This is a genomic window from Paracoccus rhizosphaerae (assembly GCF_026162645.1).
GTDB classification, from domain to species: Bacteria; Pseudomonadota; Alphaproteobacteria; order Rhodobacterales; family Rhodobacteraceae; genus Paracoccus; species Paracoccus rhizosphaerae.
The window spans coordinates 1-21,591 of the sequence record NZ_JAOTBE010000010.1 but is presented as its reverse complement, the minus strand read 5'-3'; the positions used below and the strand labels follow the sequence as shown (position 1 = coordinate 21,591).

Genomic DNA, 21,591 nt, shown 5'->3' with positions numbered 1-21,591 from the left:
GCGCCGCGTCGTCGCAGGGCGGCGACACGTCTGCGATTTTCCCCTGTCCCATGCAGCGGTTGCGGGCGTCTTGCAGGCCAGATGCCGCGTCAGGCTGCAGCGCTGCGCGCTATCGCCGCAGTGCAGCAGAAGGCTGCCGGATCGGCCGGTGCGACTTTGCAGCCGGAACCGTCATGCCAGCCGGGTGTTGGGCTGGAAGCTGGATCAAAGGAGCATTCGATGCTGAAATTTCTTGGTGGCGCCGTCGGAATCATCTTCATCATCGGCCTGCTGGTCGTCATCGGCCTGCTGGCGCTGATCTTCTAAAGCGTCACTTGACGGCCAGATGATCCCTGCAAGTCTTCTGTTCGCCTGCCTGTTCGCACTGGTGCACCTGGGCATCGGCTGGATGCGGTTCCTGGACCAGGCACCGCGCAGCCGCTGGCTGTCAGCCGCCGGAGGCGTGGCCGTCGCCTATATCTTCCTTCATGTCCTGCCAGAGCTTGCGACCCACCAGCAAACCTTCGCAGAGGCGCTGAACACCACCGACGCCACGGCCGAGGCATTGGTCTATTCGCTTTCGCTGGCGGGGCTTGTGGTCTTCTATGGGCTGGAACGGGCCATCCGGGTGTCCCGCAAGCAGATGGCGGCCGCGGGACGGGGCGGGATGCCCCAAGCCGGGGCATTCTGGCTGCATATCGGCTCGTTCGCGGTCTATAACCTCATCATCGGTTATCTTCTGCTGCATCGGGAAGAGCCGGGGCTGCAGTCCCTGACCATCTATGGCATCGCGATGGCGCTGCATTTCGTCACCAACGACTTCGGCCTGCGTCAGGATCACCAGATCCGCTATGACCGCATCGCGCGCTGGATCATCGCCGGGGCGGTGCTGGCCGGATGGGTGCTGGGCCGGGTCTTGGACGTACCCGAAACCTGGGTCGCGATGCTGTTCGCCTTCATCGCGGGCGGTGTCGTTCTCAACGTCCTCAAGGAAGAGCTGCCGGAAGAGCGGGAAAGCCGCCTCTGGCCCTTCGTCGGCGCGGCGGCGGCCTATGGGGTGCTGCTGCTGGCCGCCTGAGCCACGTCCAAGCCTGCGGCCCTGACGACGACGGACATGCCGGGCCGCAGCTGGTCCGTTCCTTCCTGATCCTCGTCGATCGAGATCCGCACCGGCAGGCGCTGCGCGATCTTGGTGAAGTTGCCGCTGGTATTGGCACCGGCCAGCAGGCTGAACTCGGACGCCGTCGCCGGAGAGAACGCCTCGACATGGCCGTCGAAGCCGCGGTCCTGCAGCGCGTCCACGGTAAAGGTCACAGGCTCGCCCATCTGCAGGCCCGTCACGTTGGTCTCGCGGAAGTTGGCGATCACCCACAGGCCGGTACCGAGATGCGACACAAGCGCTGTGCCCGGAGTGACGTATTGGCCGACATGCACCGAGACCTGCCCCAGCTGGCCGTCGCCCGGCGCATGGATCAGGGTGTTGTCGAGGTCGATGCGCGCCAGCTCGACCGCGGCCTCGGCGCTGGCAATGTCGGCGCGGCGGGCATCCAGCGCCACGCGGGCCGACCGGATGGCCTCTTGCTGGACGTCCAGCTGGGCGCCGGCCTGGGTCTGTGCGGCCTCGGCCTGCTGCAGCGCAAGCCGCGCCTGGTCGGTCGCCGATTGCGAGGTGACGCCCCGGTCCAGCAGCTGGCCGGACCGTGCAGCCTCGGACTGAGCGGTCTCGAACGCCGAGGCGGCCGCATCAAGCGCCGCCTGGTCGGCCCGCGCCACGGCCTCGGCCGACAGGACGCCCTGCTGGGCCACCTCCAGCGCAGCGAGGGCGGCCTGCAGCTGCGCCTCGGCCTGCGCCAGCTTCTGCCGGGGGATGCGGTCGTCGATCCGAGCAATGACGTCGCCCTCGTGCACGACCTGGAAGTCCTGCACCTCGACCGCGGACACATATCCCGACACCTGAGGCGCAATCTGGGTCACCTTGCCGCGCAGGTAGGCGTTCTCGGTCACCGGCGCGGCCGGAGCGAAGGGTGGCAGGTGCCAGGCGAACAGCAATAGCAGGACGCCGGCCAGGCCAAGGACGAGCGCGATGGCGGTCGGCAGCAGGTTTTCTTTCCTCATGGCGTTGTCTCAAGCTTGGTGGTGGGGGCCGGTCGGGCCAGGAAGTTGCGCAGCAGGTGCAGCAGCAGCGCGGCGGCGGCGATCAGCGCCGCAATCGCGGTCAGTGCATAGGCGTCGCCATAGGCATCGACCCAGGCCTGCGCCGTCGCCCGGCCAATCAGCTGCGACGCGGCCTCGGCGCGGCGCAGGGCGGCGTCGGGAAGCTGGGCGGCCGTCGCCGCCGCGCGGGCAGCCAGCGCCTGGACCGTCATCGGGTCGGTCGGGGTCAGCTGCTCGGTCAGGATCTGCAGGTGCAGCGCCTCGCGGTGGGTGGTGAAGGTCGTAAAGAGCGCTGACCCCAGGACGGCGCCGATGCTCTGGGTCGAGATGAAGACGATGACGAAGGACAGCAGATATTGCGGCCCCTTGGCTAGCGCCGCCATCAGCCCGGCCATCATGGCGGGGGGCATGAACAGCATGCCCGCGAAACCGATCAGCGCCTGGCTGACGATCAGCTGCTCGGGCCGGGTGTCGATGCTGGACCCTGCATCCATCAGCGCACCCACAGCGATCAGCAGCAGCGCGGCTAGGTGAAAGGCCGGGACGCGTGCCGGCTTGATCCAGGCCACGCAGGCTAGCCCGCCCAGCAGGCTGGCCAGGGCGATGACCGCGAAGAGGCCCGTCATCTGCTGCGGGGCGACGCCCAGCACCTGGAACATGCGCGGCGCGCCCGCCGCCTGTTCCGACAGGATCAGCCGGAACAGGAACAGTGTCGCGGTCAGGTGCAGGATCGCCGGGCTGGCCAGCCAGCGGATGTCCAACAGCGGGGCGGTCCGGTTCAGCTCGACCATGACGGCCAGCGTCAGCGCCCCGGCCGAGGCCGCCAGCAACCAGCCGATCCAGGCGGCATCCGTCCAGTTGTAGATCGGCCCCATGATGAAGGCGATGATCATGCCGCCGAAGCCGAAGGCGATCAGCAGGAAGCTGACGAAGTCCGTCGCCTGGATCACCTTCTGCCGCGGGATCGGGCGCAGCGGCAACCAGAAGACCAGCATCAGCGACACCAGCGCCATCCCCAGCCCGGTCAGGTGGACCCAGATCAGCCCCCCGTCGCCCAGCAGCGCCGGCGCGGCGACACGCGCGACAGACGGCCCGGACATTAGGACCACCATCGTCATCGGCAGCCCCAGCCGCATCTTCCACTGCGGCGACAGCGGCTCAAGCATGTAGAGGAACGCCAGCGTCGACAGCGGCGCGGCGGCCATCCCCGACAGCCCCTGCAGGACCAGGGCCGAACGGAAATCCTTGGCCCAGATCGATGCAAAGGCCACCAGCGCATAGACGACGATCCCCAGTTCAGCAAAGCGGCGCAGCCCGAACTGCGTGCGGATCTTGATCAGCATGACGGGCAGCGCGGCGCGCGGGATGGTGTAGGCTGCCAGAAGCCAGGCGGCCGAGGTGGTCGTGACGCTCAGATCCCCTGCGATCTGCGGCAGGTTGGTCGAGACGAGCCCCTGCTGCAGGCCCTGCGACATCCCGATGACCGCCGCCGCCAGCATGTAGGCGGCCGCCTGCAACGGGGGAAGCGGCGGCAGCGGGGCCGGGGCGGCTGGCGCGCTCATGTCCGGTCCAACCGGCTGACGTTCCGCGCCAGCCGGTCCAGCACTGCGGCGGCGGCCTGCAGGTCGCCGTCCGAAATATCCTCCAGCAGCTCGCGCCGCAGTCGGTGCGTGAATTCCACGATGGCGTTGTCGTGGCCGCGCGCGGTCAGGAACAGCGCCGACTTGCGGGCGTCGCCCTCTAGCGGGCGGCGTTCGACGAAGCCGTCGGCCACAAGGGCATCGATCTGGCGCTTCAGCGTCGGCGGCTCGATGTCCAGCAGTGCGGCAAGCTCGGCCTGGGTGGCGCCCTCGTGGCGGGCCAGCATCGTCAGCGCCCGCGCCCGCGACAGCGTCAGGCCGACGGCCTGCGCCTGCCTGTCATAGCTGCGCCGCAGATCGCGCATCAGGTGCAGCAGCACGTCCAGAAACTCATCATGCCCCGCCATCGGACCACCCATTCAAATTCTTTAGCAAGCTAATTAACCTAGCCGCAGCGATCAAGATCGCCCGGATGCATAGGCGCCATGCAAAGGGCGCGTGGCCGGCAAGCGTCAGGAAGATTCCCGTCCAGCGCAAGTCACCGGTCTGTTATCGCCCCTGTCATGCAAAAATCTGCTATGATGTCGCCATGCCACAACATGCCCACGTTGTTTCATTCCCCGGACTCCCGCTCGTCGTTGATGGTCGCCCCGATCGACGAACTGGACGCTGATGTGGATATCGTCGAAGTGACGATTTGCTGGCAGGACGGTTCCGGCGGCCCGGACGCGCGCAACCCGCACCCCGAAAAGAAGGTCCCCTTCCTGATCGACGGCGAAGACAGCATCCGAGAGCGCGGCGCCACCACCGTCTATCTGACCGACATGTTTCCGAAGGCCCGGATGGCACCCCTGCCCGGCGAACCCGGCCGGGGCGACTATCTGTCCTGGCTGTTCTATTACCAAGGCGTGATGGAGCCCGTGATCCTGCTGCACTGGGCGCAGCTAGACCACCCGGCCCTGCAGGGCCGCCTGGGCAGCTTTTCGGCGGTGACGGACCGGCTGTCCGAGGCGCTGCAGGACCACCCGTTCTGTTGTCACCAAGTTAAAACGTCGCTTGCTCTGCCATTTAGAAATGTCGCTGCCGGTGCGGATGAGCGCTGAGCCGGCCCCGGCCCGCTTTCTCCACAAAAGGCCGTAGGGGCGGGGTCGGCGGCTCTGGGCCCTGAAGCCGTTACTCTGCTGGCGGCGGTGCTAAGGCTTGCGTCTCCGCCGCGCGCCGTTCGGCACGGCGCTCGACCCAGCCCTTTTTGCCCCGGTTAGGTCTGCCGGTTGGGGTATAGCGGGTGCGCTGTTTGCCAACCGGCCCAACCTGCGGAGGATCGGCGTCCTGCTGCGTCTTGATAAAAGCCAGCACGTCGCCGAGGCGCTTGTTCTCGGTGATCGCAGTATGAGTCACGCGCCGCTGGCTGGGGTCGAAAATGCGATAGGGCAGCAGAACGCCTTTCCAGCGGATCTCGAAAGGGCGATCCGGATAAGCATAGGTCTTCACATAGCGCCCGATCGCGCTGCGCGCATGCGCGCTGTCATCGAGGATGAACTTCCGGCGCTCGTAATGCACCACGAGGCTCGCGCCGACTTGTCGCTGGTCGCGAACGCAAAGAATATCGGACAAGCGTGACGCAGGCAGATTGAGTGGCCGATGGAGATTGTCGGGCCGGGCAGGGGAATGGGCAAAGCGCAGATTGTGCCGCTTGATGAAGCCGGGCAGGAAAGCGTTGCCCGCCTGCATGTCGCTGATCCCGGCCAGGCGCAATTCCTTGACCAGCCGGTCCTGCAGCGTTCGGTTGGCCCGTTCCACCCGGCCCTTGGCCTGCGAGCTGTTCGCGCAGAGAATCTCGATGTTCAGCTCGCTCAAAGCGCGGCCAAACTGTGTTATTCCGTGCCCGCTGCGGGCCTCTGTCTTGTTGACGCGAAAAACGCTGTGCTTGTCGGAATAGAAGGCCACCGGCAGACCGTGCTCGTGCAGATAATCTGTCAGAGCCGCAAAGTAGCTTTCGGTCGACTCTGAGCGCACGAACCGCAGATGCATGAGCGCCCCGGTGGCATCGTCGATGAACACCAACAGCGTGCAGGCAGGGACGCGGTCCTCAAACCAGCGATGCTCGGAGCCGTCAATCTGGATCAGCTCGCCCAGAGCTTCCCGCCGAAAACGGGGCTGATGCACGCGGCGGCGCTGCGCCCGGCTTTGCCAGATCCCGTCCGCGATCATCCACTTGCGCAGTGTCTCCGAGGAGACCCGGATGCCGTGCCGTTCGGTCAGCTTCTCGGCCGCTAGCGTCGGGCCGAAATCCGGATAATCCTGCCGGATCAGCGACAGGACATAATCACGCTTCAGATCGCTGATGCGGTTGTTGGACAGTCGGCCGCGCAGCTTATGGCGCTCGCGGATCAAACGCTGCACCTGATGCTGACTCAGACCCAGCACTTGCGCCGCCGTGGCCGTGCGCAGGCTGCCATCCAGCACCTGGAGATAGCACCTCGATCCGTTGAAGCTCGTGTTCGCTCATTAGGATAAGTCCCATGTCGAAAGCCCTCATGCCATGCTGCTCAATGCAGCGTCAGTCTTCAGGGCAGAGGCGACAAATCAACTTTGCCAGTTCGCGACAATTCTACTTTGCTTCTACACGTTCCTTATGAACAATCGATATTCCGCGGCGGATCTTCTGTGCAGCAGCCCGTTCATCTGGCTTCCCGACCTGCTGCCCGACGACCAAGCGCTCCGAGACTGGGTCCACCGCTGCCGCGAGCGCCCCGCGACCGTCCGCATGGCCGAGCGCGACGCACGCGCCCGCTGACCGCCCGTCCACCGCCACCGGTCCTCACCTGATCTTCGCCATAGGCGACCACGAAGGCCAGGAAATTGGTAGCTTGAAGACCGAAGCTGCCTGGGCGCACCCGACGGCGTTGCGCCGCGCCGGCATGGCCTGCGCCCGCTTCACCAGCTCGACGACTGTCCTGTGATTTACGTAGCCGCGAGGATCGAATTGGCGTATAGCGTGTTCCGCGTCACGAGTTCATCGCCCAAGACGGGAACGACTAAAAGATGCCTATTCAACTTCCACTTCTCTACATCGATTCGATCGACAGCGGATCATAGATGCGCTGCGCCGAACGAATTTATTTCACCTTCACCCTGCGCCTCTTAGAACCTCCGGCCGATGCCGTGACGGTGGGCTATCTTGCGCGGTCCGAAGACGGCTTCATCTATGACGGCCTGGTGGCCTAGAGCAATTCGCCAATGTCGGGGCAGGTGACGTTACTGGCTGGCGAGACCACGAAGACGATCCAGTTCAATGCCCGGAGTGGTCGCGAGGACGAACTGGACGAACATCTGGAGGTTTTGTTCAACCGATCCCGTGGGCGCCGTGTTTGAACAGAACCTGCACAACCTTGCGACGACCATCTGGGTCCTGGACGACGACAGGCCGGGCAACAACCGCGCGATGTTGGTCAGCAATCCGGTCGTGCTGGAAGAGGCCGGCGGCCAGGCCCAGTTCACCGTCACCCTGTCCCAGCCCTTCAATGAGGTGCGCAGCTTCAGCTTCCAGGCCATCGGCGGCGCGGCACAGGCGGGGTCTGACTTTGCCGGCCGAAGCGGCATCGTGACCTTTGCGGCGGACCAGACGCAGGCCACCGTCGCCGTCCCCGTCGACCTGATTAACAGCGCCCTGCCGGAAACGGCCGTGAACTTCTATCTCTCGGTGGCCAGCGCCCATGGCATGACGGTCGCGACCAGAATGGCCACCATCGCCGATGACGATGGCAACCCTGCCGGTAGTCTAGATCGAAGGCGGCCGCGCCGAGGAAAGAGACACGATCACCCTCACCCTGCGCCTGTCGCGTCCAGCCACCGATTTGGCAATGACCTCTATTTCGTCGACAACCGCTTTGACCGCATCATCGAAACGGCTGGCGGCGGCTTCGACACGGTCAGGTCCACCGTGTCCCAAACGTTGGCCAATCCTGTGGACGCTGATCCTGGCAGGCAACGCGGGGCCGGCGGGCACAGAACGGTCAATCGAACCGCATCGTCGGGAACGCGGCCGGCAGCCTCCTGAACGGCGCAGCCGGGGCCGATGTCCTGCAGGGCGGGGCGGGCAACGACCGGCTGTTCGGCGACTGCGGCGCAGACCGCCTGATCGGCAACCTCGGATCGAGCACGCTGACCGAAGGCGAGGGGGCCGACACGTTCGTCTTCTCGTTCCTGTCCAATTCGCGGGTTCCCTTCGGCCAGCGGGACGTGGTGACGGACTTCAGGCGGGGACAGGGCGACAATCTCGACCTTTTTCGGGCATCGACGCGGACCTGACCGCCGGCGGAAACCAGCGCTTCGATTTCATCGGCAGCCGCGGCTTCACAGGCGACGCAGGCGACCTGCCGGCGATCCCGTCGGGCGCTGCCACGATCCTGCTGGGCGACCCAGACGGCGACAGAACGGCCGATTTCGCCATCCAACTGGCCGGGCGGATGGTGCTGCTGGAACAGGACTTCTTCCTCTGACACCAATGCGGACCCGACCCTCCGACCGTCGCACTTTGGCGGGGCGGCTGCGGGCCCGGCAGCGATCCCACGGCGGCGGACCGCAACGCCGGCAAATCGGCCAGCGTCCGCCTGCACCCCTGCCCGCCGGACAAAAACCCGGTTGGAGCGACCGCATTCTGTTTGTATAGCCTGCCCAACCAAAAGCGCCTTGCACGGGCAGAGCAGGATCGGGACGATGAAGATACTTCTGGTGGGCGCAGGCCTTTCTGGCGCGGTCATCGGCCGCGAACTGGCCGAGGCGGGGCACGACTGCCGCATCATCGACAGCCGCCCGCACATCGCCGGCAACTGCCACACCACGCGGGACGGCGACACTGGCGTCATGATGCATGTCTATGGCCCACACATCTTCCACACCGACGACGCGGGCGTGTGGAACTACGTCAACCGCTTCGCCGAATTCCTGCCCTTCCAGAATCGCGTCAAGACGACCGCGCAGGGCCGGGTCTATTCGCTGCCGATCAACCTGTTGACGATCAACCAGTTCTTCGGCACCACCCTGCGCCCGGACGAGGCCCGCGACTTTATCGAGGACAAGGCCGACACCAGCATCGACGACCCCCAGACCTTCGAGGAGCAGGCCCTGCGCTTCGTCGGCCCCGAACTCTATCAGGCGTTCTTCAAGGGCTATACCGAGAAGCAGTGGGGCTGTTCGCCGACCGAGCTTCCGGCCTCGATCCTCAAGCGGCTGCCGGTGCGGTTCAACTATGACGACAACTACTTCTTCCACCGCTTTCAGGGGATGCCGCGCGACGGCTATACCGCGATGATCGCGGCGATCCTGGACCACCCCCGCATCACGGTCCAGCTGGACACCGCATACCATCCCGACATGGCGGCCGAGGCGGACCACGTCTTCTGGTCGGGACCGCTGGACGGGTATTTCGACTATCGCCTGGGTCGGCTGGGGTATCGGACGCTGGACTTCGAACGCTTCGACGGCCGGGGCGACTATCAGGGTTGCGCGGTGATGAACTATGGAGACCGCGACGTCCCCTATACCCGCATCACCGAGCACAAGCACTTCAGCCCCTGGGAAAGCCACGAGGGGACGGTCTGCTACCGCGAATTCTCTCGCGAGGCCGAGCCGGGCGACACGCCCTATTACCCGATCCGCCTGGTCGAGGAAAAGGCGCTGCTGGAGCAATACGTGGACCTGGCCCGCGCCACCCCCGGCGTGACCTTCGTGGGCCGGCTGGGCACCTATCGCTATCTGGACATGGACGTCACCATCCGCGAGGCGCTGGACACGGCACAGACCTTCCTGTCCCACGAAAGCGGCGGCAAGGCCATGGCGGCATTTGCTGTTTCGCCTGTATAAATTCCCCTATGACATGATCTTGTCCAACGAACCCTCTTGATCAAGCAGGTTGCGCAACCTCATGCGACGCTCCATCCACAGGAATACACGATCGCTGTTGCGCAAAGTGATCAAGAAGGCCAATACCGACGATTCGGAGAAGCAGACAATGTTCTATTATCAGAACTGCACACAGCGGCTCGGCCCTCAGCAGATGAACTACCATTTCTCGATTTCACTGAAGAACAAGTACTTCTTTTGCGAAGTCGCCAAATCTGGATGCTCGTCCGCCAAAAAAGAACTCTGGCGGCAGGAAGTCTTGGACGTTCCTATGCCGGAGAGCTTCTTGAACACTAATCATAACCCACACGCCCCATTCCACCAGCATATGCTGATCAAGCCATTCCAACTCGGGCGCACAAAGTTCAACGAGTTCATTCGAGATCCGTCGGTCGTCAAATGGGCTATAGTTCGCAATCCGTTCACGCGGATTCTCTCGGGGTATTTGGACAAAGTTCAGCGCAATGAGCCGATGTTTGATAACATTGCACATCAAGTAGCCAAGATTCGGGGCGTTCAGCGTGATGCCGTCGAGGCTTCGTCCGTTAGTTTCGAGGAATATTGCCAAGCGCTGGCGCAGTTCCGCCGTCCTGTTGATTTTGATCAGCATTGGCGTCCGCAGTATGCGCATATCTGCGCCGACATCATCCCATATACATTTTTCGCAAAACTTGAGACACTGGATGATGAAGCGAAGGACATTTCGCGTCGACTAGGACTTTCTAATTTGAGCTTTGGCGCCGGCAAAACGCACGCCACCGGGTCAAACGAGAAGGTCGCGCAATACTATACTGACAAGACTGCGGATATTGTCAGGAAGGTGTATGCAGGAGACTTCAAGCACTTCCACTATGATCTAGATCTTCCAGTTTGAGCTTGAAGAGAGCCATGGGATGAAGCGCATCATGAACATATTCTTCCGCACACCGGTACCCCTACCTGCGAAAGACGAGGAATTTGTTCACGATCTACCGTCGCATCGGTTGCAATACCGGCCCGGCGGATCGACTTTGATCGTTTCGTTCGACAACGCAGCCCGCGTTGACAAGGAGGCTTATGTCGACCGCAAAAGCTGGGGCGAATCTTTCTACCTTCGTGAGAAACATTCTCTTCTAGGGGTCATTGCACGAGAGACTGATTGGTATCGAAATCGAAAGCTGATCAGGACCTTGGAGGAATGGGCGAAATGTGGCTTCTTTCGCTCATTCGACCGTGTCGTTCTCACCGGCGGGTCGATGGGTGGTTTCGCTGCAATGACATTTGCTTCTCTTGTGCCAGGCTGCATTGTCATTGCCTTCAGCCCACAAAGCACCTTAGATCCAAAAATTGCTCTATCGGACAATCGATTTCCCAGTAGTCGCCGCTATAGCTGGCGCCTGCCATACAGCGATGCCGCGGCAAATGTAGCGGCCGCGGGTAAGGCCTATATCATCTATGACAACCTTCTTCACCTTGACAGGTGGCATGTTGCTCGTCTTCCCGACGCTGAGCATATTTACAAACTTCCTATACCCGGCTGTGGGCACGGCGGTACGCCCGTTATAAACCAGATCGGGTTTTTCAAGGAAATTACTCGGGGGATGATATCTGGGAAGATGGAGGCAGGACGCTTCAGGCGTCTAGTGCGCATGAGACGAAGAAGTTCCCTTTACTATTTCACCCTTGTCGATCACGCTGAGTACCGGGGTCACCTTAGCTTCCTCCCATGCATCCGCAAGCTCGCGTCTTTGAACCTACCGGAGATCGAACTTCAGGAGTTGGATGACCGCCTTTCCTTGGCGATCAAGCGGCTTTCATCATTGAAAAAATCACCACAATCGCGCGGCCGGGGTTTGGTGTCCGAGACTTCAAACCCTTCATGAACGCATCATAGATCGGGCGGCACAGAGACGAGTGGACGCCGGTGCCTTGGGTGCGACTCAGCTCGTCTCCCGACATTCGGTGATGCTGTCCCACGAGCAATTTTAGTGCGATCCTCAGGCGCCGAGGCCCCTGTCCGAGTGCCTCGGCGAAGCGTTCGATCAGGCTCGCGTCTAGGCCGTTCTGGCGAACCGCCTGACCGACCCAAAATCGCCGAGGCTTTGGCCCCTAAAGTTCAAACGCGTTCGATTACCGGGCGGAACTTCAGGCCCTTCATGATCGCGCCATAGATCTGGCGGCGCAGGGACGAGGGGACCTCGGCGCTCTTCATCTGCTGGCGCACGCCGTAGGTATAGGCCAGTACGCTGATCAGCCCCGCCTCGCGGCGGCGGAACGAGGTCTCGTTGCGCGCGCCGTACTTGAACTTCCACAGGCTCTTTTCGTCGATCAGGCCGAAGTTCACGCCGCGGTTGTCGGGCGTGTCGTGGATGACGACGCTTTCCGGCACGAAGATGCCCGGATAGCTGCGCGCGATGCGGCGGGTGTATTCGGCATCGTCGAACCAGATGAAATAGTCCGCGATCGGCAGGCCGTGTTCCCTGACCGCCCAACGCGGGATCATCGCGGACACGAAGGAACAGCTGTCCACCAGCGCCCAGGCCGTCTGCGGCCTGACGAACCGCGCCCAGTCCCAGACCGGCCGCGGGCAGTTCATCTCGCACAGGGAACCGTCGATCCATTCGACGCGCGAACAGGCGAAGCTGGGGCGCCAGCCGGTGCTGGATTCAAAGCCGACCAGGGCGTCGTGCAGCTTTTCGATCGCGTCGGGCTGGGGATAGGCATCGTCGTCGGACACCCACAGGTAATGCGCGCCCATCTGGTAGGCTGCCTTCATCCCGGCGTGAAAGCCCCCTGCCCCGCCGACGTTTTTGGGCAGCCGCAGGTGGCGGATCGTGCCGTCCTGCCTGGCCCGCGCCTCGACCAGGGTGGCGGTGTCGTCGGTCGAGGCGTTGTCGACCACCAGGATGACGTCGGGGCGCATCGTCTGCTGCGCCAGCGCGTCCAGCACCTTCATCAGCTTGGCCGAGCGGTTGAAGGTCACGATGACCGCTGCGGTCTGGTTCAATGCGCTCATGCGATCAGTCTTTCTTCGGGGTTGTGCCGGCGGCCTTGCAATAGATGGGCATCAGCGCCTCCTCGGCCGTCGGATCGGCCGCAAGCCTGGCCCAAGCCCGGGCCAGCAGGGTCTTCTGCCGCTCGAGAAAGCCCCCGTCCCGCCACATTCGGTCCACCACGGCCACCGTCGCCTTGACCGAGGCATGGGGCGCCAGCGGCACCAGCAAGTCGTCGGGCAGCAGTTCGGACTGCGCGCCCACCCTGGTCGAGATCGGGATGCAGCCGTGGGTGATCGCCTCGTAGCAGACCAGCGCCAACCCCTCGTTGTTCGAGGGCAAGAGCAGCAGGTCCGACCGCTGCAGAAGCGCTGGCACGTCGGTGTTCCCCGGCAAGCGCGTCACCGCGGACCCCAGCCCATAGCGGCGCAGAAGCCGCGTCACCGCAGCCTCGAACGCGCCGTCGCCGACCATCGTCGCGCTGAAGGCCACGTCGTTCTTCGTGGCCCAGGCCTGCAGGGCGCGCAGCGTCTCGACCACAACGACGGGGCGTTTCTGATAATGAAGCCGGCCGATGAAGGTCACATGCAGCGTCTTCTGCCCCAGTTTCAGGCGCAGGTCCGGCGTGGCATCGGCTCCCGTGTCGCGGTCCAGCATCCGGCCCAGCAGCACCTTGTCTGCCGAGATGCGGAAGGTACCGCAGAAATAGTTCACCAGTTCCTGACTGATGACATGCTGCACGTCCAGATAGCTTGACCAGACGCCCGAGGTGCGGGGATAGCCGCCATTGGCGTATTCGATGATATGCGTGCTGTCGATCGTGCCGATCCAGGGCAGGCGCACGCGCAGCAGAGGCAGGCTTTCGTAAAGCGGCACACAGTGATGAATGTGGACCAGGCGGATGTTTTCGGCCAGGGCCAGCTTCTCGACATAGCGCGGCCAGAGGTGGTGGGGCAGATAGCGGTCCAGGCGGATGAAGGTGACGTCGGGATGGTCCGGCAGACGGTCGGCCAACCGCTGCAGGGACGGAACCGAGGCCACGACGAAGACCCGCAGCCCCGCCTGCAGCGCCCAACGGACCGTGTCGAAGCCCAGTTTCTCGGCCCCGCCGACTTCGAGCCAGTGCATGCCCACCAGGATCGCCGGGCGGCGGTCGCTGTCAGGCGCGCTGGCCGAAGAGATCAGCGGCGAGCCGGGGTTCAGCGGCATCGCGTTCTTGTCGTCGCGCTGGTCGGCCTGCCGCTTGCGCATCATCTCGGCCCGGTAGCGCACATGTTCATAGATGAGAGGGCTGGCGCGGAACAGCCGTGACAGCTTGCGCATGGGGTGCCAGGGTGCCTCGGTGTGCTTCAGCTCTGCCGGGTTCGGCTGGCGCGGGATCGACAGTTGGACGGTCACCTCGGGGGCCGATGGGCTGGTGCCGGGCCGCTCGACGCTGCCCAGGTAATCCGGCCCCAGGTCGGAGGGGCGCGGAACATGGGGACCTTCATAGACCGCGGGATGCGACCACACCGGATCATGCCCGGCGCTGAAGGTGAAGCGCAGGTGCTGTGTGGGAAACAGGGTTTCATAGATCGCACGGGCTTGGTCGATCTGGTCGGTCAGATAGGCTGCCGTCGCCGAATCGACGGGCTTTGTTGAGGCAAGAAAGGACATAGGCGTCTTGGTCCGTGCTTCTGGTCCGCGGCCGTTCCGGTCGCCAACACATCTCCCAAACCGTCGGCAGTGTATGCTCCGACGACTGTTTCAATGATCCACTCGCCTCAGCCTGTCACGAAAGCGGGAATGGCACGGCCCCTTTAGCAGGCTGCGCGCCGGGCTCCAATCCCCGGCAGCGTTTCCGGAACCTAATCCAGCAGCCTGAGCAGATAGGCGCCGTAGGCATTTTTCGCGAACCTGGCGGCATGCGCCCTCAGCTGGTCCTTGTCGATCCAGCCCGCGTTGAAGGCGATCTCTTCGGGGCAGCCGGTCTGCAGGCCCTGGCGGTTTTCCAAGGTGCGCACGAAGTTGCCGGCATCCAGCAGGCTGGCATGGGTGCCAGTGTCCAGCCAGGCGAAGCCGCGGCCCATGCGTTCGACCGTCAGGTGGCCCTCGTGCAGATAGGTTTCCAGCAGCGTGGTGATCTCCAGCTCTCCGCGCTCGGAGGGCTGGACGGTCCGCGCGCGCGCTGGCGCGGTGCCGTCCAGGAAATAGAGTCCGGTGACGGCATAGTCCGACGGCGGCACCTTAGGCTTTTCGATGATCGCGCGGGCGCGCATGTCGGCGTCGAAATCGACCACGCCATAGCGTTCGGGATCGGCCACGCGATAGCCGAAGACCGTGCCGCCGGTCTGCCGCGCATCGGCGGCCGCCAGCAGTTCCGGCAGGCCATGGCCGAAGAAGATGTTGTCGCCCAGGACCATCGCAGACGGGGCGCCGTCTAGGAAATCCTCGGCCAGGATATAGGCCTGTGCCAGCCCGTCGGGGGCCGGCTGCACGATAAAGGTGAAGCTGACCCCCCACTGACTGCCGTCGCCCAGAAGGCGCTGGAACTGGGCCTGATCCTCGGGAGTGGTGATGATCGCGATCTCTCGGATGCCGGCCAGCATCAGGACGGTGATCGGGTAGAAGATCATCGGCTTGTCATAAAGTGGCAGCAGCTGCTTCGAGACGCCCATGGTGATCGGATAAAGCCGGGTGCCCGATCCGCCGGCCAGGATGATGCCCTTGCGCTGTGTCATGCCTTGTCCTTCAGTTGCGTCAGAACCCGACCCAGGCCCGCGCGCCAGTCGGGGCGCATGATGCCGAAGTCGCGGGCGATGCGGGTGCAGTCCAGCCGCGAATTCAGCGGGCGCGGTGCGGGCGTCGGGTAATCCGCAGTCGGGATTTCGGCGACCTCGGCCGACAGCCCCGCCTGTGCAACGATCTCGCATGCGAAACCTGCCCAGGATACGTCCGGCCAGCCAGCAAAGTGATAAACGTCTCCCGTGGCGCCGTCCCGCATCCGGCCGATCATCGTCAGCGCGGCGGCGGCGATGTCGGCGGCGAAGGTCGGGCCTCCGATCTGGTCGGCCACGACGGTCAGGCGGTCGCGCTCGGCCCCCAGGCGCAGCATCGTCTTGACGAAGTTCGACCCGTAGGCCGAGAACACCCAAGAGGTCCGCAGCACCGCCCATTGCCCACCGGCGGCGGCAATGGCCTGCTCTCCCGCCAGCTTGGTGGCGCCATAGACGCCCAAGGGGCCGGTCGGCGCATCCTCAGACCGCGGCGCATCGCCAGCGCCGTCGAAGACGTAGTCGGTCGAGACATGCAGGAAGAGGATGCCCAGTTCGGCGCAGGCGCGCGCCATGGCGGCGGGGCTGTTGGCATTGACCAGCCGTGCAGTGTCAGCGTCGCTTTCGGCCCGGTCTACGGCGGTATAGGCGGCGGCGTTGATGACCGCCCCCGGCGCGGCGCGGCGGATGGCGTCGGCGCAGGCGGCAGGATCGGTCAGATCGGCGGCATCGCGGCCGAGGAAGGTGGCGTCGGGCGCCAGCGCGGCCAGTTCGCGCGCCAATTGGCCGGTGCGGCCAAAGACCAGAAGATCCGTCACGCTGCCCCCAGACGCTTTCCCACGCCCTCGCGCGACAGCAGCGGCTGCCACCAGTCGCGATTGGCCAGATACCATTCGACCGTGCGGCGCAGCCCCTGTTCCACCGTGACCGAAGGGCGCCAGCCCAGTTCGTCGCGGATGCGCGACGGGTCGATGGCATAGCGGCGGTCATGGCCCGGACGGTCCGTGACGAAGGTGATCAGGTCGGCATGGGGCGCGCCCTGCGGGTGCAGCTCGTCCATATGGGCGCAGATGGTGCGCACGAGGTCGATGTTTCTGGCCTCGTTCTCGCCGCCGATGTTGTAGCTGCGGCTAGGCTGGCCCTTTTCCACCACCAGCAGCAGTGCGTCGGCATGGTCCTCGACGAACAGCCAGTCGCGGACATTGCCGCCGTCGCCATAGACGGGGATCGGCTCGCCCGCCAGCGCCTTCAGGATCACCACCGGCACCAGCTTTTCGGGGAAGTGATAGGGGCCGTAGTTGTTGGAACAGTTCGTCAGTACCACCGGCAGGCCATAGGTCTCGGCCCAGGCCCTGACCAGGTGGTCCGAACCCGCCTTGCTGGCCGAATAGGGGCTTCGCGGGTCATAGGGCGTCGTTTCCGTGAACTGGCCGGTGTCCCCCAGTGACCCGAACACCTCGTCGGTCGAGATGTGGTGGAACCGGAAGCTGTCCGGCCGGCCTTCGCTGCTCCAATAGGCGCGCACGGCCTCCAGCATGTTGAAGGTGCCAATGACATTGGTCTGGATGAAGGCATCCGGCCCGTCTATGGACCGGTCCACGTGGCTTTCTGCGGCCAGGTGCATGATCCAGTCGGGGCGGTGCCGCGCCAGGATGCGGTCCAGCGCCGCTCGGTCGCGGATATCGGCATGTTCGAAAACATAGCGATCGGACTGCGCGGCCTCGGCCACGTTGGCCAGGTTGGCGGCATAGGTCAGCGCGTCCAGGTTCACGACCTGGTGCCCACGCGCGATGGCCAGCCGCACGACGGCCGACCCGATGAAGCCCGCGCCGCCGGTGATCAGGATCTTCATGCGCTGGCCTCGGAGGTGAAGGGGGACTGCCAGTCGGCAAAGGCAGGCGCGGCGCGATCCTTGTCGGAGAGGACCGGATCGCTGACGTCCCAGTCGATGCCAAGGCTGTCCCAGGCCACGGCGCCATCCGCCTCGCGGTCGTAATGGGCGGTGCATTTGTAGACGATCTCGCTATCCGGCTCTCGGGTGACGAAGCCGTGCAGGAAGCCTGCCGGGATCCACAACTGTCGGCCGTTCTCGAAGCTGAGTTCGGCGCCGAACCATTGGCCATAGGTCGGGCTGCCTTCACGTGCGTCAACCGCCACATCGAACAGCCGCCCCCGCCCGCAGCGCACCAGCTTGCCCTGGGCATGCGGCGGGGCCTGGTAATGCAGCCCGCGAACCGTGCCCGCCTGGCGCGACAACGAATGGTTGTCCTGCACGAATTCTGGCAGATCCACTCCGGCCTGGCGCAGCGTCCTGCGGTTCCAGCTTTCGGAAAAGAACCCCCGCGCATCACCGTGGCGGGCAGGCGTCATTAGGAGAACTCCCGCAATGGGCGTCTGTTCGATCTGCATGTTCAACCCGCCATTTTCATTCTGTATGTGAGCGCGTGGACCATGATGCAACATGGAATGCGCGCAGTGCCCGCGACCGCGCGCGAAGTGTCACACCTGCGTCAGATGGCCTATGGCAGAGCAGGCCCAATGTGCGGCGCCGCACCTTCGCCATGAGGCCGCCGCGGCCAGCCGGCAGCAGCGGTCAAACCGGTCGCGGTGTCCGGTCAGGCCGCGCCAACCAGGGTCTTGCCGTTCCGCCGGTGGCGCTGGACCATCTGCCGCGCCTTTGCGCCGGCGGCCAGCGGCCGGGCGGGGTCGGCGGGCCGGTCGCGCAACTTGGGGAACAGCGCGAAGATCTCCTCTGCGGCTGCATCGCCAAGCGACTTCAGCGCCTCGGGCCCGGTATAGAGCGATTCGGTCTCCGCTCCGTTCGCGGTCACGATCTGGTGGCCGTCGAACAGAAGGTGGAAGTACGAGACGCTCTGAACATCGATCTGCTCCACGCCGTCGAGGCCGATCAGCTGCCGGGCGGCCACAAGGATCTCGTCTGCGCCAAACATGCGCTGCGCGATGGCTGAACGGACTAGGATGCGATGCTGCGGCGATACCATCAGGTCACGCTCGGGCAGGTTCGCACCCAAGGCATTGGCGGCGATGCGGATCGGCCGCAGCTTGGGGGCCATCGCCAGATCAATGCCGTCCAAAGTCCGGCTGCCGATCCAGCGAATCGGACGTGCGCCATGATCGGCGGTCATTACCAGATCGCCGACACGCAGATCCTCGACCGCGACGTCACCCCGCGGGGTGCGGATCAGGGTGCCGGTGCAGAAGCAGGGGATGCCCATGCCCTTCAGCCGGGTGCGGGTCAGCGTCTCTGGGTCGACGCCATGCATCCACAGTTCCTCGCCGTTCGGGAACGAGATGACGGCATAGGAATTTCCGAACTGGTCAACGTCGCCCCGCACGATCACGTCGTTCAGGTCGATGGGGTTCCCGTCGGCGTCGTGCAGTTGACTGATGTCCAACACGTCGGCAGGCGCCGGATTTCCGTCGGCGTCCAGCTCATCTCCGAAGGCAAAGCCGCGAACGGTGTCCTGGCCGAAGCCGTCCTGCAGGACCAGCGTGTCCTTCTGCGCGTCGGGGCGGCTGACGGCGGCAAACATGTCGCCCGTCATCGAGATGGCGTCGTTGCCGGCGCCGCCGTTGATGGTGTCGCTGCCCCAGCCGCCTTCCAGCGTATCGTTTCCGCTGCTGCCGATTATCAGGTCGTTGCCGAAGTAGGCGAAGACGCGATAGCCGTCTACGCCAGCGGCCGAGCCGTCGATGATGTCGTCGCCGCCGCCGGTGCGCAAGTTTTGCATGTTCAGGAAGCGCAGGTGGCCCGACACGCCGCCGAGGGCATCGACGTCGCCCGAGGCCGAACTGTCCAGCACCACATGCACGCCGGGTCCGTTCTGGCCCGGCTCTGCCGGCGCGGACTGCCAGGCGTTGAGGGTGTTGTGCCCCTCGCCGCCGTCATAGAGGTCGTTGCCGATCGCGGCATCGCTGTGGCCGTCGCCCCAGCGGTAACCGTCGTTGCCGCCCTCGCCATAGGCGACGTCGTCGCCGCCGCCGGTCTCGATGACGTCGTTGCCCTCACCGGCGTAAATCGTGTCGTCGCCGCCGCCGCTGTGGATGTAATCCGTACCCGAGCTTCCGGTGATCGTGTCGGAACCGGCGCCGGAGTAGAGACGCATGCCCACGAAGTGATCCGGGCCGTCCTGATAGATGATCGCCGCGTCCGAGGCGTCGACCAGGTTGTCGCCATCGCCCAAATGGACCCTCTCGATCCCCTCGAACCGGATCTGGTTGCCGTTCGCATCGACGGCCGACCCCGCCTCGGTCGAATCGTAGGTCAGCGTCAGTCCGACGCCGTTGTCCATGTTCAGGGCAAGCCTGTCGCCGCCATTGTGGTTGTAGGTGTCGAACGTATAGTTCTCGGACCCGGTCACACCGATGACATAGGGCCCTTCGAAGACCGGCGTATGGCCGTCGCCACCGATATAGGTGTCGTTGTCGCCACCCGCAGCCGAGCCATTCCAGATCAGCCTGTCCGCGCCTTCGCCGCCATCGACCGTATCGCTGCCGTCGCCGCCGTCGATGGTGTCGTTGCCGTCGAGGCCGCTAATCAGGTCGTCGCCCGCGCCGCCGCTGATGCTGTCGGCGCCAGCTCCGCCGACGATCGTATCCGCAGCGGAAGTACCCTGAAGTTCTTCAGGCATGGCCGTCTCCAAAAATGCGCTCGTTACAAAACCGCACTGCATGCCGCCGGACCCGGCCAGACCTGCAGATGTCTAGACAAACCACTAGTCCAGAATTCTGGCGCTGGAGAGTTATCCTTTTCTACAGGGTGGCCCGCATTCCGCACGACTGCCCCCCAGGACCTGCGATATCGCGATACATGGACAGGATCCGAGCGGCCTTGGCGTCCCAGGTAAAGTCCTGCAGGGCGATCCTGCGCGCCGCGCGCGCCTTGGCGGGCAGCACCGCCGGATCCGCTAGGATTTGCTGCAGGCAGGCCTGCAGTGACGCGACGATCCGGTCCCGCGGCCCGACGGGGACCAGAAAGCCGGTCTCATCAGACACCAGTTCCCCCGGGCCGGCATAGTCCTCGACGACGGGCACGACACCCAGGGCCATCGCCTCGAGGACAACACCGCCCCCAAATTCGCGAATCGATGGGAAGGTCAGCAGGTTCGCCCGTGCCAGAACCGTTTGGACGGCGTCGTGCGGCAGCTGGCCGTGGAAGGTGACGGCATGGGCGATCCCCAGACGGTCGGCCTGTTCGCGCAGGTCGGCCTCCAGCGGTCCGTCGCCCACGACGTCCAGGACCATCCGACCGTCGCGCAGAAACGCGGCCATGGCGTCCAGCAGCATCTGCGGCCCCTTGTAAGGGACCAGGCGGCCGACGAAGCGTGCCCTCAACGGCAATGCAAGCTGCTGCGCCGCCACCAGGTTGAATCGCGCCGGGTCGATGGCGTTCTCGGGCAGCCAGGCGACCTTGCCCTGAAACCTTTCGGGGATCTCACTGGCGGTGTGGCGCGATCCGGCGATGATCAGCGACGCCGCCGCCATCATGTGCCGGTGCGTCGGGTTCAGCCGATAGATCCCGCGGACATAGGACAGCCACTCGCGTTCCCGTCGGCGTTCGGCATCGAAGCCGCGGGGCCAGGGGACACCGCCGTTCAGCGGTCCCAATACGAATGGCACGCCGGCCGCTGCGACCTTGGCGGCGATGGGCGATGCGGTTGTCGGCGACAGCGGCGTAATCCGGTGGACGATGTCATAGTCGCCGCGGCGGATGGCGTCGCCGAACCTCTTCCAGACCAGACGCTCGAAATAGGGATAGCTCAGGGCCGCGATGGCCGTGACCATCGTCCAGCCCTTGCCCTGGCCCATCCGCAGCACCTCGGCCAGGCGGTACATCGGCGCGGCCACGGCCTCGCTGTCGATGGCGATGAAATCCGTGCCCTCGCGCAGGCCGGCCCGCAGGAAGGCATCCCTGTTGCGCCATTGGGTCACAATATGGACGTCGGTCTGGCGCTGGAGGGCAGTCGCCAGCGACCAGCCGACCAGCGGGACCGAGACCTATTACGGGTTGGCGGCTTCGGCGATGGCAAGAACCCGGGAGCGGAACAGGGTCAGGGGATGCTCTCGGTGTCACATCCTACGTGATTGCAGGGCCGCTTCTTGAAGAGCTCCGGTCTTTGTTTCTGCCAGTCCCTGAGCGCGTCGATGGGCGTTTGCCCCTTCAGCACTGATTGCGGGAGCTGACCGTTGTAGAGGCGGACATGTCGCAAGAGTGTCTGCTCCAGATCT

At 64.6% G+C, this 21,591-nt stretch carries 21 protein-coding genes and 1 pseudogene; 10 read left to right on the top strand and 12 right to left on the bottom strand.

All coding sequences use genetic code 11. The features are described from left to right. The first annotated feature begins 81 nt into the window (after positions 1-81). Positions 82-306 (top strand): small membrane protein YohP, encoded by a 225-nt coding sequence (locus OC184_RS05940; RefSeq protein ID WP_265506258.1) that lies wholly within the window; start codon positions 82-84, stop codon positions 304-306. A 19-nt stretch (positions 307-325) separates the two neighbouring features. Continuing rightward, positions 326-1,057: a hypothetical protein gene (locus tag OC184_RS05935; RefSeq protein WP_265506257.1), complete on the top strand. Its 732-nt coding sequence runs from the start codon at positions 326-328 to the stop codon at positions 1,055-1,057. On the opposite strand, the gene OC184_RS05930 is transcribed toward OC184_RS05935, so the two are convergent. The 3 genes from OC184_RS05930 to OC184_RS05920 are packed head-to-tail and all read right to left on the bottom strand — an operon-like array spanning position 1,030 to position 4,120. Then, positions 1,030-2,094: an HlyD family secretion protein gene (locus OC184_RS05930; RefSeq protein ID WP_265506256.1), complete on the bottom strand. Its 1,065-nt coding sequence runs from the start codon at positions 2,092-2,094 to the stop codon at positions 1,030-1,032. The two genes, OC184_RS05935 and OC184_RS05930, sit on opposite strands and share 28 nt — an antisense overlap. After that, a complete protein-coding gene (locus OC184_RS05925; RefSeq protein ID WP_265506255.1) occupies positions 2,091-3,695 on the bottom strand; it encodes an efflux MFS transporter permease in 1,605 nt (534 codons plus the stop codon). The genes OC184_RS05930 and OC184_RS05925 overlap by 4 nt, the downstream gene beginning before the upstream one ends. Continuing rightward, positions 3,692-4,120, bottom strand: a complete 429-nt coding sequence (locus OC184_RS05920; protein WP_265506254.1) for a MarR family winged helix-turn-helix transcriptional regulator — start codon at positions 4,118-4,120, stop codon at positions 3,692-3,694. The genes OC184_RS05925 and OC184_RS05920 overlap by 4 nt, the downstream gene beginning before the upstream one ends. 192 nt (positions 4,121-4,312) lie before the next feature. Between OC184_RS05920 and OC184_RS05915 the strand changes: the two genes are divergently transcribed. Continuing rightward, positions 4,313-4,816: a glutathione S-transferase family protein gene (locus tag OC184_RS05915; RefSeq protein WP_265506253.1), complete on the top strand. Its 504-nt coding sequence runs from the start codon at positions 4,313-4,315 to the stop codon at positions 4,814-4,816. 70 nt (positions 4,817-4,886) lie between these two features. Here the strand turns inward: OC184_RS05915 and OC184_RS05910 are convergent. After that, positions 4,887-6,237, bottom strand: a pseudogene (locus tag OC184_RS05910) (ISNCY family transposase). An 18-nt stretch (positions 6,238-6,255) separates the two neighbouring features. On the opposite strand from OC184_RS05910, the gene OC184_RS05905 reads away from it, so the two are divergent. From OC184_RS05905 to OC184_RS05880, 7 genes are all read left to right on the top strand, one after another. Then, positions 6,256-6,510, top strand: a complete 255-nt coding sequence (locus OC184_RS05905; protein ID WP_265506252.1) for a glutathione S-transferase family protein — start codon at positions 6,256-6,258, stop codon at positions 6,508-6,510. 302 nt (positions 6,511-6,812) lie between these two features. Next, entirely contained in the window at positions 6,813-6,941 is a 129-nt protein-coding gene (locus OC184_RS05900; RefSeq protein WP_265506251.1) for a hypothetical protein, read from the top strand. Positions 6,942-7,179: 238 nt separating this feature from the next. Then, positions 7,180-7,773, top strand: coding sequence for a Calx-beta domain-containing protein (locus tag OC184_RS05895; RefSeq protein ID WP_378979848.1), 594 nt, complete (start codon positions 7,180-7,182; stop codon positions 7,771-7,773). Beyond that, entirely contained in the window at positions 7,743-8,024 is a 282-nt protein-coding gene (locus OC184_RS20450; RefSeq protein WP_407674394.1) for a M10 family metallopeptidase C-terminal domain-containing protein, read from the top strand. Before OC184_RS05895 ends, OC184_RS20450 begins: the two co-directional genes overlap by 31 nt. Positions 8,025-8,432: 408 nt before the next feature. Beyond that, on the top strand, positions 8,433-9,578 hold the full coding sequence (glf, locus tag OC184_RS05890) for a UDP-galactopyranose mutase (protein WP_322630184.1): 1,146 nt from the start codon (positions 8,433-8,435) through the stop codon (positions 9,576-9,578). Between the two features lie 106 nt (positions 9,579-9,684). Next, positions 9,685-10,491, top strand: a complete 807-nt coding sequence (locus tag OC184_RS05885; protein ID WP_265506313.1) for a sulfotransferase family protein — start codon at positions 9,685-9,687, stop codon at positions 10,489-10,491. 19 nt (positions 10,492-10,510) lie between these two features. Beyond that, complete coding sequence (locus OC184_RS05880; RefSeq protein ID WP_265506250.1) at positions 10,511-11,479, top strand: hypothetical protein; 969 nt, start codon at positions 10,511-10,513, stop codon at positions 11,477-11,479. 233 nt (positions 11,480-11,712) lie between these two features. On the opposite strand, the gene OC184_RS05875 is transcribed toward OC184_RS05880, so the two are convergent. The 8 genes from OC184_RS05875 to OC184_RS05835 all read right to left on the bottom strand — a co-directional run bounded on the left by OC184_RS05875 (position 11,713) and on the right by OC184_RS05835 (position 21,294). Further along, the gene (locus OC184_RS05875; protein WP_265506249.1) at positions 11,713-12,612 is read right to left on the bottom strand and encodes a glycosyltransferase family 2 protein; all 900 of its coding nucleotides are present in this window, start codon (positions 12,610-12,612) and stop codon (positions 11,713-11,715) included. A 4-nt stretch (positions 12,613-12,616) separates the two neighbouring features. Beyond that, positions 12,617-14,245 (bottom strand): glycosyltransferase, encoded by a 1,629-nt coding sequence (locus tag OC184_RS05870; protein WP_265506248.1) that lies wholly within the window; start codon positions 14,243-14,245, stop codon positions 12,617-12,619. Positions 14,246-14,436: 191 nt separating this feature from the next. Further along, positions 14,437-15,309 (bottom strand): glucose-1-phosphate thymidylyltransferase RfbA, encoded by an 873-nt coding sequence (rfbA, locus tag OC184_RS05865; protein WP_265506247.1) that lies wholly within the window; start codon positions 15,307-15,309, stop codon positions 14,437-14,439. After that, entirely contained in the window at positions 15,306-16,160 is an 855-nt protein-coding gene (gene rfbD, locus OC184_RS05860) for a dTDP-4-dehydrorhamnose reductase (protein ID WP_265506246.1), read from the bottom strand. The genes rfbA and rfbD overlap by 4 nt, the downstream gene beginning before the upstream one ends. Next, complete coding sequence (gene rfbB / locus OC184_RS05855; RefSeq protein ID WP_265506245.1) at positions 16,157-17,194, bottom strand: dTDP-glucose 4,6-dehydratase; 1,038 nt, start codon at positions 17,192-17,194, stop codon at positions 16,157-16,159. Before rfbB ends, rfbD begins: the two co-directional genes overlap by 4 nt. Continuing rightward, positions 17,191-17,751 carry a dTDP-4-dehydrorhamnose 3,5-epimerase gene (rfbC, locus tag OC184_RS05850; RefSeq protein ID WP_265506244.1) on the bottom strand — a complete coding sequence of 187 codons (561 nt, stop codon included), beginning with the start codon at positions 17,749-17,751 and terminating at the stop codon, positions 17,191-17,193. Before rfbC ends, rfbB begins: the two co-directional genes overlap by 4 nt. A gap of 206 nt (positions 17,752-17,957) precedes the next feature. Further along, positions 17,958-19,994, bottom strand: coding sequence for a Hint domain-containing protein (locus OC184_RS05845; RefSeq protein ID WP_322630183.1), 2,037 nt, complete (start codon positions 19,992-19,994; stop codon positions 17,958-17,960). 121 nt (positions 19,995-20,115) lie between these two features. Continuing rightward, complete coding sequence (locus OC184_RS05835; RefSeq protein WP_322630182.1) at positions 20,116-21,294, bottom strand: glycosyltransferase family 4 protein; 1,179 nt, start codon at positions 21,292-21,294, stop codon at positions 20,116-20,118. Between the last annotated feature and the right edge of the window lie 297 nt (positions 21,295-21,591).